A 14,168-nucleotide genomic window follows, 5' to 3' on the forward strand; every position below is an offset into this window, starting at 1 on the left:
GCTCTAAGCCTATGAAAAAATTACAATTACTCATTCTTACCCTCCTTTTCGCCCTGACCAATTCAGGAATTGCTACCGCTCAATGGTCAGCACTTGGAAATGGATTAAATGGACAGGTGAATGCAATTCTTGAATTTCAAAATGAATTGTATGTCGGTGGAAAATTTACAGCTAATGGTACCGGAACTTCAGCCCTGAATCATATTGCCAAATGGAATGGTACTTCCTGGCAGGCAGTTGGAAGTGGCTTCGATGAAGAAGTAAAATCACTGGTTATTTTCAACAACGAACTTTATGCCGGAGGTGTTTTCACTCATTCCGGTGCAGTGAGCACAGACCACGTAGCTAAACTCTCCGGCGGAACCTGGGTTGAAGTTGGTGAAGGATTTAATGCCACTGTGAATTGTATGATTGTATTCCAGGATGTATTGTATGCCGGAGGTGCTTTCTCTGCTTCCGGGCCAAATTCAGTTACAAAAATAGCAAAGCTTGCTTCGAACACATGGGTGAATCCCAATAATACCATCATAACAGGCCCTGTATATGCTATGGCTGAGCACTTGGGTACATTGTACATCGGTGGTTATTTTAGTCCAATCAGTGTGATGAAACTGAATGGTTCAACATGGACAAGTATTGGTACTTTGAGTGGACCGGTTTATGCACTGGGTTCTTTCCAATATCAATCCAATACCACAAAGTATTTGTACATCGGTGGTGATTTTACAGTTGCCCCTTCTTTCGGACTGTGTGTTTATAATGGATCCAGCTATTCCACTCCATTCAATCAATACACACAACCATCAAAGGTTTACGCGATTCTTCCAACATATTCCAAATTATTTACCGGTGGTGAATTTACAGTGAGTGCTACCTGGGGAGCAGGACAAACACGCGTAGCCACAAACATTGCTCAAAAAGCTTATAACACACCATGGGATACTCTTTCAGCAACGTTTTCTGCAGCAGCAAAGGTATATGCATTAGGCACCTATACTAACCGTCTCGTTGCAGGTGGCACATTTACAAGTATCAACGGTGTAACTTGTACCAATATTGCAATTCGTTCTACAACTGTTGGAATAGATGAAGTATCCGAAAATGTTACAGACTTCACTTTCTTCCCAAGCCCAATGATGGAGAACGCAACACTGAGAATCATTACTAAAACACCATTACAGCATCCTACACTGGGAATTTATGATGCTCAATCACGTCTGATCAGAAATTATTCTTCAAATGGGATGTTATTAAACAACGAGACCGAATTCGAAATTAAACGTGACGGCCTTTCAAGTGGCATTTACTATTACCTTGTCACAGATGAAAATGGAAACGGAGTGCTGTCTAACAAATTCATTGTTCAATAATTTATTCAGCCATAATAAAAAAAGCGTAGCCTTTGGTTACGCTTTTTTTATGCTTTGTCTCAAGATCCAAGGAAAATTCTTTATCTATTTGTATCTTCGTATACATGAACACCGATAAAAATCTCTACGCAATTCTGGATGTGGAAACTACCGGTGGCAATGCTTTTCAGGATAAGATCACAGAAATAGCGATCTATCTTCATGATGGAGAGAAAGTCGTAGATGAATTTACTTCACTCATTAATCCGGAATGCTCCATTCCTCCTTTTATTTCAAGGCTGACCGGGATATATGATGAAATGGTCGAGAATGCTCCAAAATTTTATGAGGTTGCAAAAGACATCATACAATTCACCGAAGGAGCAACAATAGTTGCGCACAATGCTCAGTTCGACTACGGCTTCATAAGACAGGAATACAAAACTCTTGGTTATTCCTTTTCAAGAGATTATTTGTGTACAGTTAAACTAAGCAGAAAGCTTATCCCGGGATATCGCTCATATAGCTTAGGAAATTTGTGTGAACAATTGGGAATTGTACTCGAGAACAGACACCGTGCGCATGGAGATGCACAGGCAACAGTAAAATTATTCGAGCTTCTTCTTGAAAAGGATGCCGGACGAAATGTGATGGATAACCAGGTTAAAAATGATTACCTGAATCTACGTTTCCCTCCTGAATTTGACAGAACCATTCTTGATAAATTGCCGGAACACCCCGGAGTTTATTATCTCTACAATGTGGATGGAACCCTTATCTATATTGGAAAAAGCAATAATATTCGTAAACGAATTCTAAGCCACTTCAGTAACAAACAATCGCGTAAAGCTATTGAACTTCGCAATGCAATTCGCGATATTTCCTTTGAATCAACAGGAAGTGAACTTATAGCTTTGCTGCTTGAATCCGATGAAATAAAAAAGAAACAGCCCTTATTTAACCGGGCTCAAAGACATACTTTTTTCAATTTCGGAATCTTTTTAGAGACGGATGAAAATGGCTACATCACACTGAAGGCATCCAAAGTTAAAAATGGCGAACAACCCATATTCACTTTTCATTCGCATGAGGAGGCAAAGGAAATGCTGGAGAAATGGGTTCAGAAATATAAACTGTGTCAGAAACTTTGCGGATTGTATGATATCGCGCATGCCTGTTTTCATTATAGTATTCACCAATGTAATGGCGCATGCATTGGAAAAGAAAAGCCTGAAAAGTACAATCTGAGAGTTGAACAGGCATTAGAGAATCTTCAATTTACGAATTCCAATTTCATGATACTCGGCCCGGGTCGAAATACAGCTGAAAAATCAGTGGTGATGATTGAAAACGGTAAATACCAGGGCTATGGATATTTCGAACCCGAATTTATATCTACGGATCCGGATCAGATCAGGGATCTGATACAATTCAAGCAAGACAACAGGGATATTCACAGAATCCTGAAATCACACATTGACAGAATTCCAAAAAATCTAATTCTACCCTATTGATAAAACTCCTGCTTCGTCACGTGAATAGCAAATACATTTTTATTTCTCTGATCATTTTGATTTCCATCAGCGGAATTCAGAAAACATTTGCACAAGCAGTATTCAATACACAACTTGAAACGCTGGATGATAAGACCATTAAATTGTCGGATTGGAAAAACAATAAATTTACTGTTGTACTCATCTTACTTGCCGATTGTCCCGCATGCCAGAGTTACTCCTTAACGCTCAATAACCTTGCAAAGCAATTTTCCTCCTGTGGTGTGAAATTCTATGGAGTTTTTCCCGGCCATTATGGAACGACTCAGGAAGATCTGGAATTCAAAAAAACATATAAGATATCCTTCCCATTACTAAGAGATCCGGAAAAAAAATTAACTTCTCTGTTACATGCAAAGGTCGCCCCTGAAGCCTTTCTCATCGATAGCAATGGAAAAGTTCTGTATCGGGGAAGAATTGATGACTGGATGTATGCAGTCGGAAAAAAAAGGATTAAAATAAATTCGAATGATTTGAAAAACGCGATTTCAGAAAGCTGCGTCGGAAAATCTGTCAGCAAACCGGCCACACAAGCCATTGGTTGCATAATTGAATAAAGGATTTATCATTCATGATTTTTTCAAAATTGTTTTCATGGCAAAATCAACACAAAGCTGGTATCCGGTTTTACATGGTTTTGCTTTTATTTTGCTCCGGTGAGATCTTATCTTCCTGTAATTCTACTAATCAGAAATCAAATAACGCAGAACATCCCAATTTTTCAGAACACATCGCACCTTTGATGTTTAAAAACTGTAGTCCGTGCCATCGTCCGGGCTCTGCAGCACCATTTAACCTGCTTACCTATGAAGACGCGAAACGGCATGCACGTACAATCGCGCTTACAGTCAGTAATCAATCAATGCCACCCTGGCCGGCAGATCCGGAATATGTGCATTTTCGTGATGAAAAGGTTTTGAATAAAAATGAAATTGACTTGTTTAAAAAATGGGTTGAAGATGATTGTCCTGAGGGTGATCCTGATAAAAAACCTGAAACTCCTGTGTTTTCATCCGGAAGTCTTTTGGGTATACCCGATCTGGTTTTAAAGATCGACAAACCTTATTTTCTTCCGGGTGATAACAAGGATAAATTTATCATGATGAAGATCCCATATGATCTGGGAAAGGACACTTTTATCCGTGCCATCGAGATAATTCCGGGAAATAAAAAATTGGTTCATCATATAAATGCCCACCTTGTCCAATATGAAAAAGGAGCAAAAACAAATCTGAACAATGGAGAAACTTCCGTCAATACCGAATGGATGGACAAGAAAGAAGCCTTTAGCAAACTGGACTTACAAAATGACGACGGCACTTATCCAATGTTGACACCTTCGGTTACGAATTTTCTTCCGGGTGTTGAAACAGCTATGTATCCAAACGGAATTGGAGGATACAAAGTGAAAAAATCCGGGATCCTGCTTTTGGACAATATTCATTATGGGCCCAGTCCGGTTGACACATCCGACCAGACTACCTTCAATGTGTTTTTTAGCCCTTCCCCTCCGAAACGGCCACTTCGTGAATTCATTCTGGGTACTTCCGGAATTTCAAAAATCCAACCTCCGCTGGTGATTGCTCCTGGAACTATACAAACATTCACAACTTCTTACCTTGTACCGGAAGACATTTCTATCGTTACCGTTAATCCGCACATGCATTTACTTGGAAAGAGTTTTCTTGCCTATGCAGTTACCCCTTCCGGGGATACCATCAGGCTTATCAATATTCCAAGATGGGATTTTCGCTGGCAATATTTTTACACATACAAAAAAATACAGAAAATTCCGGCCGGGAGTACTATGGTTGCAGTAGGCACTTACGATAACACAGAAAACAATCCTTTAAATCCATTTCATCCACCGCAATTAGTTTCGGAAAGAGACGGAAGTATGCGCACTACTGATGAAATGTTTCAGTTGATCGTGACGTGGATGCCCTATCAGAATGGTGACGAATTAATTTCGCTTGAGAATAAAACTGAATGACATACGGCACTCTTAAACAGTTCTGATACTATTAATAATCTGGAGAATTCGGCAATAAGAATTAATCAAGTTCAAGAAAAATCTTAAACATGTCAGTCTACGTCATTATTGAACCCGAATCAACTGAAGATATGGCTGCATATTATCAGTTGCGCTATGAGGTCCTTCGCAAACCCTGGAACCAACCGGAATTCAGCACAAGGGATCAAACAGAAGATAAATCCATTCATGTAATGATGAAAGATGAAAATGGAAAAACTGTAGCGGCCGGTCGTTTGTTATTACTGAATTCTTCTGAAGGGCAATTAAGATCTATGGCTGTCCATGAAAATTACAGAGGCCAGGGACTTGGAAGTAAAATACTACGTTACATCGAAACAAAAGCAAAAGAAAATAATCTATCTTCAATTATTTTGGATGCGCGTGCCCCAGCGGTACATTTTTATGAAAAACACGGATATACTGTATATGCTGACTCCTATGTCCTTTTTGGAGTAATTCCTCATTTCAAAATGAAAAAAAATCTTTTCGGTGGGTCGATTTAAGTAGATTTCAGAAGTGTAAAAGTAAATGTCGTACCGATGCCATAAGTACTTCTGACCTTTATACTTTGTTTGTGTGCCTCCAGAATATGCTTAACAATAGACAATCCAAGTCCTGTGCCACCCTGATCTCTTGATCTGCTTTTATCAACTCTGTAAAAGCGTTCAAACAACCTGGGTAAATGAACAGCGTCTATCCCAATTCCATTGTCAGTCACTTCTACAAGAATGTGTTCATCCATATCGTAAAAACCTACAAGAGTACTCCCTCCTGTTTTCCCGTATTTGATGGAATTAACAACCAGATTTACCAACACCTGCCGGATCCTTTCTTTATCAGCGTATACAAAGAAAGACCGGTCACTTCCTTCTTTGAAACCCAATTTGATGTTCTTTTCCCTGGCTCGTAATTCCAGTGAATCTAATACATCATGGACCAAATCACGAACGTCAAAAGTTCTTTGATCCAATACCATCTCACCACTTTCCAGTTTGGAAATAGCTTCCAGGTCATCCACAATCAAACACAATCTTTCTACCGCAGCGGCAGCTCTCTGGAGGTAATTGACATTCACTTCCGGATCATCGATAGCTCCTTCCAATAATGTGTGCAAGTAACCCTGAATGCTAAAAATCGGAGTCTTCAATTCATGGGATACATTTCCCAGAAATTCTTTCCTGAAAACTTCCGTCTTTTTAAGCTCAGTGATTTCATCCGTTCTGTTTTTTTGCCATTCTTCAACTTCTTTCCCAACATTTCCAATGATATCCGCATTGAGATCAACTTTCTCCAGCGTTTTCTCCTTTGAATCCTTGTAAGTATTGATGGTCTTGTAAATGAGCTTTATTTTTCTGTAAATAAAATGCTCAAGAAGATAGTTGAAGATGAGAAATGTCGCGATGAAAGTGATGATAAAAACCGCTACATACGACAACCAGCCCTTTTGAAAGAATGTAGAAATACTTGTAACGTATTCAGCAAGGACAACGATTCCTGCAGCAATAATTGCCGCAAAGAGTGATAAAAGCCGGGGAGTCGGGTTTTTCAATGGATGATTTCTTCAGGAACTGCCACAAAGAAAAAAAAATCGCTGATATCCACCATTAAAAATCAAATTTATATCCAATTCCCTTTACTGTTTTAATGAGGTCCTCACCTAATTTCTCCCTGAGTTTACGAATATGTACATCGATGGTTCTGTCACCAACGATGACTTCATTTCCCCATACCCTTTCGAGAATTTCATCTCTGGTGAAGACCTTACCCGGTTTTGAAGCAAGCAACGCGAGAAGTTCAAATTCCTTTCTCGGGAGTTCAACTTTCTCCTCACCTTTCATCACGTGGTATTGTTCGCGATCTATCATCAAATCGCCTACACTCAATACATTTTTGTTCGCTTCGTGATTGGGATCTGAATTCCTATACCTGCGGAACAAAGCATTGATCCGGCTGATCAGAACCCTTGGTTTAATTGGCTTCGTAATGTAATCGTCAGCACCGACATCAAATCCTGCAACCTGGGAATAATCTTCATTCCTTGCAGTCAGAAATGCGATAAGAGTGTTCTTGAAATCCGGCATTTCACGGAGAGCTCTGCAGGTTTCAATCCCATCCATTTCGGGCATCATGATGTCCAGGATAATCAGATCCGGCTTTTCACGTTTTGCTACCTGCAATGCCTCTTTTCCGTTATTTGCAGTAAATACAGAATACTTCTCCTTTTTGAGGTTATATTCCATGAATTCCAGAATATCCGGCTCATCATCCACCAGTAATATTTTGTACGCTTTACTGCTCATTATAAAATTTTTGTGAAAGTAATCCTATTTCAACGCTCCAATGTTAAGTAAAAGTAAAGAAATGATTAGCTGGCCTTGAATTCCTGGTAATTTGTCAGAAACGTGAGAATAACCAAAACCTCGAAATTAATTTTTCTTCTTCTTAACCCCGTCATTCAGCTTATTTTTTAAAATCTTCGCTGTCTCATTTGCCGGATTGATGATTAGTAACCTGTCAAGTAGTTTCCCTGCTTCACCTTTCTTGCCAAGGAAATATTTTGTCCCGGCCATGTTCAACAATGCCTGTTCGTTATCCGGATCCAAAGCCAGTGCTTTTGCATACATTTCATCCGCTGATTTGACGTCATTTTTTGCTGTCAACAACAGGTAACCATAATTGATCCATGCGGACACAAACCTGGGGTTCTCCTTTAAAATGAATTGATAGGTTTGTATTGCATCATCTACTTTCCAGATTTCCTGTTGTACAGATCCAAGTTTATTTCTGAATTCAAGATTGTACGGTTCAAGTTCTACTGATAAAGCGAGGAATTTTTCAGCCTGATTTTTTTCATTGGTATAACTGTAAGATTCACCAATGCGATAAGCAGTCCATGCATCCTCATTCGCTATTGTTTTTCGGTGCAGAAAATTATAAGACTGATCAATTCTGGATACATAGTTTAGAACTTTTGTGTAATCACCTTTTAAGAAAGCCCAGCGAATAAGTTGATGAAAGTTGGTCTTAATAGAATCTGTTCCTGAATCATCGAGGTACTTTTTTGCTGAATCCAGAAATGCGGGGTTAGGTACAAATTTTTCAAAATAATTCAGATAAGCCTTTCCAAGAGTTCTTCTGTCAATAGCGGGATTATTAATACAGGCGAGTCTTACAAACTCCCGAATTTGGTTTAATTTTTTTTCAGATATTTTTCTACGGATATAGTGGTCTGTATTCGTGACATGCGGAATATCTGTTGTACCATTTTTGGGCATATGGCATGCAACACAGTTATCTGAATTAGACTTCTTCATCTCAGGACTGGCTGAGCATTCCTTTTCGTTTATTTTCGCGGAAACACTTCCAGAAGAAGATGATGTTGTATGACAATTTCTACAAACCTGATTAAAATGATCAGTTGAAGTTGACTTCACACTTACATGAGGGTTGTGACAGGTAACACAAGTGAGAGCGTTCTTATAAGGCCTGAGATTTCCGTTTGTCGTTTGATTTTTTTCCGCTATTTCCAAACTAACCTGAAAGCACTTACTCATTTTCAGACGTTCGGCATGAGAAGCCATGATGTGCGCATCATCATCCCCTTTGTAAACAGGCATAAAAACATTCATCACATCCGACAATTTCATTCCCGGCCGAAAATCATAAAAGGATTTGCTATCATTTAAAACTGCGTTTCCCTGTATATGACACCTCTGACAGACATCCAATTGCAATGCAATCGGGAGTTTCGCCGGATTCACGATACTATAGTCGATGTATTTGGAAGTATCGATAAGCTCACGTTGTTGCTTGAGGGCTACATGAATACTGCCTGGTCCATGGCACCTTTCACAATCAATACCTCCCGGGATGGCTTTATACTTATTTTCAGAGCCGGGAACAATTTCAGGATATGCATTGTGACAGGACATGCATTCCAGTTCAATTTTTCTGGAAAACCTGCTATTATGGCCTCCTTCAAAACCGGGAGGCAGATCCCAGGTTCCTTTTTGGGTAAAAAATGTTGCAGGGATCTGATATACATAACCGTTGACGCTCCACATATGGGAATTGGTGTGTTGACCGGATCCAACAATGTATTCTATCCTTTCGGTTCTCTTGTGAATGGTATCCCTTCCTTGCAATCTGAATTCATCAATCATCAGTGAATCACCTGACCAATAAGGATGATAAAAAAGATTTTTAAATGAATCCCTGATCACTGCATGTTTTGAAAAAACCGCGGATGATTTTGTATGTTTTGCCAGATCAAAAGACTGGCCCATCCCGGTTTGAATGTAAGAGTCATAAATGGTTGTATGACATTGGCGACAAGTGCTCATTCCAACATAGCGCGCGCTATCCCGGAGACCTGCATATTGAAGTGTATTTACAGAAGACTTATCCTGAAATAAATTGCATCCTGCTAAAAAAGAAAAGATCAAGCAGTACAGGATACTTTTAAATCCAGACAAACTCCGGAAGGGTAAAAAATAGAATTTGGTTCTGGAAAGCATTCCGGGGATCTTTACTTCCGGATCAATTGCATCGTGTATTCATCATAGTATCGACTATGATCATAAATCCAATCCTGTTTCAAACCGCTAACTTCAAATCCAAGTTTTTTGAAAAGGGCAACACTGCTTTCATTATCCACTCTTACATTTGAATAAATCTGATGCAGGTCGAGCATATCAAATCCATATTCGATAATCAATCGCAAAGCTTCCGTCGCGTAGCCCTTTCCCCTGTCATTGCGATCAGCGATGAGAATTCCGATTCCGGCGCGTTTGTTTTTGGGATCAAAATCAAATAAATCCACACAACCGATACAATTCGTTTCAAAAGCCGGTTCTCCATCCGCGTCTTCATAGCGAATGTCAATCATCAAACGAAGTTGTTTGTTTGTGTAAATATCCTGGTGTGCCTGAGTAACAAATTCTTCAAGAATAAAGCGTGAAAATGGAACCAGAGTACCACTGACACTCCATACTGTTGAATCGTTTTCCCAGCGATAAAGCAGGTTAAGATCAGTAGGTTCCAGAGCACGAAGATGAATTAATTGTCCAACAAGCTGCATATTCTTCCGGTTAAATTTGAATGCACTAATTTACGAATAGGAATTGGATTGGGCGGGTGGGACCACTGTGGAGATTATGAACAACAAAGGCCTGATAAATCTGAGCACTTAGATGTCCTGATTGCTTATAACTTCACTGTACCGGCAAATACAAATTGTGCAGGACCCTGGAGATACACCTGATTAAATCCCGTTTCTGTTGAGTTAAAATGGACCCGGAGCAAACCTCCCGGTGTTCTGACGTTACAACTTTCTGAGCCTGGTTTCAGTATCCCCTTCATCGCTGCGGCTAATGCGGATGCAGTCACTCCGGTTCCACAGGAAAGTGTCTCATCCTCTACTCCACGCTCATAGGTACGAACGAAAATTTCAGCTCCTTTATCTTCCAGAAAATTTACGTTGGTTCCCTTTTCACGGAAGCGATCATTGTTACGAACTTTCCTTCCTTCAGCAACCACATCCAACTTATCAATGTCTTGTAGGAATTTAACCACATGGGGTGACCCGGTGTCCAGAAAGTAGAAGTCGGGACTTTTTTCAATGAAGCTAACATCACTCATTTGCAACCGAACTTCCATTGGATCTGATGAAATGATTTCAGCCTCATGTGGACCGTCAGCTGCAAGGAATCGCATATTACTTTTTACAATTCCATTTTTAAAAGCGTAAGCGGCGATGCATCTTCCACCATTTCCACACATGGAACCGGGCAGACCATCGGAATTGTAATAAACCATTTCAAAATCGTAAGAATCATTGGTTCGTAACAAAAGCAAACCATCCGCTCCTATTCCAAATCGGCGGTGACAGAGAAATTCAATCTGCTCTCTTGAAAGTTGTAATTTATTCTCACGATCGTCCATAAGGATAAAATCGTTACCTGTACCATGATATTTTTCAAAAACCAGATTCATCATTGTTTGATCGTAAGTGGCAGATCCATGTCGCGAACTCTTTTATAAGCCATAAATTCAGTTCCGGGCCATAATCTATAGTAGTCATTTCCATATCGCATAAAAAGATCACCGTCGATTCTGAACAATTTGACTGCGTCAGGTTCTTCAATACCGAAAAGAATTAATTTGTTGTTGATCAGTTTGTAGCCACGGTAATTAATCGGTGAAATCCAGAATTCAACCTCATAATTGGCGGTCGGGATTTCCTTTTCAACTAACCCGGCAGCGGGATTTAATTTTTCAACTGCAGACTGACTAAGACTTGAACCTGATGCAGGATGCGTGTCAGATTTATCAGGGGTTCCCCCTTTTTCAATAGCTGCAATTTGATAACTGATTAAAAGCTGATCCTTTTTAATTACGAATTCAGATTGTTCCTTTGAAGCAAGACTCATTGAATCCGTATCCAGTTGAAGTGTCTGTTCTGTCGATTTTTCAGGGTTTACCAGGTCAGGTTGCGTGGTGATTTCTTCTTCTGAACTTGTCGCTTCCGGAAGCACTTGTTTTTCTTCTTTCTTCCTCGTTGACTGCTTATCCGATTTTATTTCTTCCGGAGCGCTTTCCTTTTTTTTAAAAAAAGAAAAAGAAAAATAACGCTTCGGGGAATGATTGGAATTAGTTCCTACATAATCCCACAATATGATACCAAGGAGTGTGACGAGTAAAAATGTCGCGATCAGTTTTAAACCAAAAGGGACTTTTGATTTTTTATAACCGGTGGCGGAAACAAGGGCTTGCTTGATACGATCATCATCAGCCTTCAGAATACCTTCCTGAAGCAGGTTTTGAAAACTCACCTTACGACGGAAATCATCATCCGCTTCAAGCCTGTCCATGAATTGTTGCAATTCCAATCCACTGAGCGAACCGTCAAGATAACGTTCAATTAATATTCTTTCCTCCTGATTTTCTTGCATGTTAGTTAGAGGAAATATTTAGACGGGCACGGGCGATTCCCTCCAGTTGGGTCATTGCCTTATTGACTTCAAACTGAGCAATAACAGGGTTGCTATATTCATAGCGCGCTGCTATTTGCTCATAACTGAGTTTTTCAGCGTATCGTGCAGCGAGAAGCCGACGACTATCCGGATCCATGATGCTGACGCAGTCGGAAACAATTTCTTTCTGGTTGTCAGTATACACTGGGTTGAGCAATAATTTATTTTCTTTCCTGAGAATTTTCTCTTCACGCAATTGCTCTTTCAATGCATTAAAAAGATACGGTTCAAAAGGCATATTTGCAGAAATCCTGCTTTGCTGGATTTCACGATAAACACGTACAAGAATAGCTGAGAATATTTCAGGTGTTTTTGAATCCTGAATGCCTTTTCGCCGCAACCAGCGACGGGCGGTTTCAAAGTATTTTCGGTTCAGGTAAAACAAAACGTCTTCCTGTCCGTTGATGATTGCAGAGATGATTTCCTCGTTAGAATACTTCGCCATTGCCTGAAATGATAGCAAAGGTAAGTTATTTTCATGGACGGGGAAGGCAGACTGCGTCAGGTTTTCAAGGCGAAATCAACAGTGACAAAGTGTAAGTATCACTGACAGGATTGATATCGGAAATGGAAAAATGGCAGTTTCCTTAACCCACGTTAATATTAGTTTAACGGTTCTTAACCCGGTCTTTCATTTCTGCTTCATAGAAAAGGTAAGAAATTTGATGGCATAAATTTTGTCAAAAACCGAAAAAAATCCGAAAGCATATGATTCGTCAATTCAAAAAAGCAATCAGTTTCCTGTTGATAGCAGGTTTGGGTGGAGCCGCAGGCGCATATATCTACTCCTCGTCCTCTTCCACCGGTTTTTCTATCTCTCAAAAGAACAATTCATCCAATGCCGGTGTCCAATATGTAAATATGCCGAATGCAGTGGATGCTGCCTTACCTGATTTTACAAAGGCAGCAGATATGACTGTACATGCAGTAGTGCACGTCAAAACTTTTTATGCAAATAAAAATATGGGTTTTAGCCCTTTTGGGTACAATCCTTTTGATTTCTGGGGAAGACCACAACAAGCACCACAACAAGAATCATCCGGTTCAGGCGTTATCATCACTGATGATGGATATATTGTCACCAATAACCATGTTGTTGAAAATGCTGAAAAGGTGGAAGTCACAATGAATGACAACCGCACTTTTAATGCTAAAGTTGTCGGAACAGATCCTTCAACTGACCTCGCTTTATTGAAAATTGATGAGAAAGGTCTACCCTATGTACCCTATGGAAATTCTGACATTCTGAAAGTTGGAGAATGGGTAATGGCTGTAGGCAATCCGTTCAATCTCACATCAACTGTTACTGCGGGTATTGTGAGTGCAAAAGCCAGAAATATCGGAATCCTTCCGGACCAATTTAAAATTGAATCATTCATTCAAACAGATGCCGCGGTAAATCCCGGAAACAGTGGTGGAGCCCTGGTTAACACACGAGGCGAATTAGTAGGCATTAACTCTGCGATTGCCTCCAATACCGGTTCCTATACGGGTTATTCGTTCGCAATCCCGGTAAACCTCGTTAAAAAAGTCATGGATGATTTGGTTGAATTCGGTAATGTACAAAGAGGTTTTATAGGTGTGAGCATTCGTGATGTGGACAGCAAACTCGCCGATGAAAAAGGGCTGAAAGAAACGCAGGGTATCTATGTCGCCGGATTAAGCGAAGGCGGTGCAGCTTCTGAAGCCGGACTCAAAGAAGGAGATATCATCACAAAGGTTGGAGAAGTGAGTGTAAACTCAACTCCTCAGCTTCAGGAACAAATAGGTCGTTTCCGTCCGGGTGACAAAGTGAATGTTACAGTCATCAGAGATGGATCAGAAAAAACTTTTGCTGTAGTCCTGAGAAACAAAGACGGCGACACAAAAGTCGTTAAAAACGACCAGGTCTTAAATTTACTTGGAGGGACATTCGAAAACATCAGCAAAGATGACCAGGCAAAACTGGGAATTCAGGGTGGGGTAAAAATATCCAAACTGATGCCAGGGAAGCTCAGAAGTGCAGGCATCCGTGAAGGCTTTATCATTACCTCCATTGATAAAAAGCCAGTGCGAACCATGGAAGATATTGACAATGCCTTAAAAACTAAACAAGGCGGTGTTTTGGTTGAAGGAATTTATCCAAACGGATTAAGAGCCTACTACGGGTTTGGAATTTGATTCAAATTGTTGATTGTTACCTTTAAAAGGAGGTCAT

At 40.1% G+C, this 14,168-nt stretch carries 13 protein-coding genes; 6 read left to right on the top strand and 7 right to left on the bottom strand.

Features of this window, described 5'->3' with window-relative positions; translation table 11 throughout:
* The first annotated feature begins 11 nt into the window (after positions 1–11).
* From IPP86_15445 to IPP86_15465, 5 genes are all read left to right on the top strand, one after another.
* Positions 12–1,370 (top strand): hypothetical protein, encoded by a 1,359-nt coding sequence (locus IPP86_15445; protein ID MBL0139898.1) that lies wholly within the window; start codon positions 12–14, stop codon positions 1,368–1,370.
* Positions 1,371–1,474: 104 nt separating this feature from the next.
* On the top strand, positions 1,475–2,863 hold the full coding sequence (locus IPP86_15450) for a GIY-YIG nuclease family protein (protein ID MBL0139899.1): 1,389 nt from the start codon (positions 1,475–1,477) through the stop codon (positions 2,861–2,863).
* Positions 2,860–3,459, top strand: a complete 600-nt coding sequence (locus IPP86_15455) for a redoxin domain-containing protein (protein MBL0139900.1) — start codon at positions 2,860–2,862, stop codon at positions 3,457–3,459. Before IPP86_15450 ends, IPP86_15455 begins: the two co-directional genes overlap by 4 nt.
* Positions 3,460–3,473: 14 nt before the next feature.
* Complete coding sequence (locus IPP86_15460; GenBank protein ID MBL0139901.1) at positions 3,474–4,895, top strand: hypothetical protein; 1,422 nt, start codon at positions 3,474–3,476, stop codon at positions 4,893–4,895.
* An 89-nt stretch (positions 4,896–4,984) separates the two neighbouring features.
* The gene (locus tag IPP86_15465) at positions 4,985–5,440 is read left to right on the top strand and encodes a GNAT family N-acetyltransferase (protein ID MBL0139902.1); all 456 of its coding nucleotides are present in this window, start codon (positions 4,985–4,987) and stop codon (positions 5,438–5,440) included.
* Here the strand turns inward: IPP86_15465 and IPP86_15470 are convergent.
* From IPP86_15470 to IPP86_15500, 7 genes are all read right to left on the bottom strand, one after another.
* A complete protein-coding gene (locus IPP86_15470; protein ID MBL0139903.1) occupies positions 5,437–6,486 on the bottom strand; it encodes a sensor histidine kinase in 1,050 nt (349 codons plus the stop codon). The two genes, IPP86_15465 and IPP86_15470, sit on opposite strands and share 4 nt — an antisense overlap.
* A gap of 55 nt (positions 6,487–6,541) precedes the next feature.
* Positions 6,542–7,237, bottom strand: a complete 696-nt coding sequence (locus IPP86_15475) for a response regulator transcription factor (GenBank protein ID MBL0139904.1) — start codon at positions 7,235–7,237, stop codon at positions 6,542–6,544.
* Between the two features lie 126 nt (positions 7,238–7,363).
* On the bottom strand, positions 7,364–9,454 hold the full coding sequence (locus IPP86_15480; GenBank protein MBL0139905.1) for a pilus assembly protein TadD: 2,091 nt from the start codon (positions 9,452–9,454) through the stop codon (positions 7,364–7,366).
* An 11-nt stretch (positions 9,455–9,465) separates the two neighbouring features.
* Entirely contained in the window at positions 9,466–10,017 is a 552-nt protein-coding gene (locus IPP86_15485) for a GNAT family N-acetyltransferase (protein MBL0139906.1), read from the bottom strand.
* Positions 10,018–10,142: 125 nt separating this feature from the next.
* The gene (locus IPP86_15490; GenBank protein MBL0139907.1) at positions 10,143–10,931 is read right to left on the bottom strand and encodes a diaminopimelate epimerase; all 789 of its coding nucleotides are present in this window, start codon (positions 10,929–10,931) and stop codon (positions 10,143–10,145) included.
* Positions 10,931–11,890: a hypothetical protein gene (locus tag IPP86_15495; GenBank protein MBL0139908.1), complete on the bottom strand. Its 960-nt coding sequence runs from the start codon at positions 11,888–11,890 to the stop codon at positions 10,931–10,933. Before IPP86_15495 ends, IPP86_15490 begins: the two co-directional genes overlap by 1 nt.
* 1 nt (position 11,891) lies before the next feature.
* Complete coding sequence (locus IPP86_15500) at positions 11,892–12,416, bottom strand: sigma-70 family RNA polymerase sigma factor (protein MBL0139909.1); 525 nt, start codon at positions 12,414–12,416, stop codon at positions 11,892–11,894.
* Between the two features lie 263 nt (positions 12,417–12,679).
* On the opposite strand from IPP86_15500, the gene IPP86_15505 reads away from it, so the two are divergent.
* Complete coding sequence (locus IPP86_15505; protein MBL0139910.1) at positions 12,680–14,131, top strand: Do family serine endopeptidase; 1,452 nt, start codon at positions 12,680–12,682, stop codon at positions 14,129–14,131.
* Positions 14,132–14,168: the final 37 nt, after the last annotated feature.

This window comes from Bacteroidota bacterium (assembly GCA_016720935.1).
GTDB lineage: Bacteria > Bacteroidota > Bacteroidia > AKYH767-A > 2013-40CM-41-45 > JADKJP01.

Coding starts and splice junctions, on each gene's coding strand:
- IPP86_15445 (MBL0139898.1), top strand. CDS start 12: ATGAAAAAATTACAATTACTCATTCTTACCCTCCTTTTCGCCCTGACC.
- IPP86_15450 (MBL0139899.1), top strand. CDS start 1,475: ATGAACACCGATAAAAATCTCTACGCAATTCTGGATGTGGAAACTACC.
- IPP86_15460 (MBL0139901.1), top strand. CDS start 3,474: ATGATTTTTTCAAAATTGTTTTCATGGCAAAATCAACACAAAGCTGGT.
- IPP86_15465 (MBL0139902.1), top strand. CDS start 4,985: ATGTCAGTCTACGTCATTATTGAACCCGAATCAACTGAAGATATGGCT.
- IPP86_15475 (MBL0139904.1), bottom strand. CDS start 7,237: ATGAGCAGTAAAGCGTACAAAATATTACTGGTGGATGATGAGCCGGAT.
- IPP86_15480 (MBL0139905.1), bottom strand. CDS start 9,454: ATGCTTTCCAGAACCAAATTCTATTTTTTACCCTTCCGGAGTTTGTCT.
- IPP86_15485 (MBL0139906.1), bottom strand. CDS start 10,017: ATGCAGCTTGTTGGACAATTAATTCATCTTCGTGCTCTGGAACCTACT.
- IPP86_15490 (MBL0139907.1), bottom strand. CDS start 10,931: ATGAATCTGGTTTTTGAAAAATATCATGGTACAGGTAACGATTTTATC.
- IPP86_15495 (MBL0139908.1), bottom strand. CDS start 11,890: ATGCAAGAAAATCAGGAGGAAAGAATATTAATTGAACGTTATCTTGAC.
- IPP86_15500 (MBL0139909.1), bottom strand. CDS start 12,416: ATGGCGAAGTATTCTAACGAGGAAATCATCTCTGCAATCATCAACGGA.
- IPP86_15505 (MBL0139910.1), top strand. CDS start 12,680: ATGATTCGTCAATTCAAAAAAGCAATCAGTTTCCTGTTGATAGCAGGT.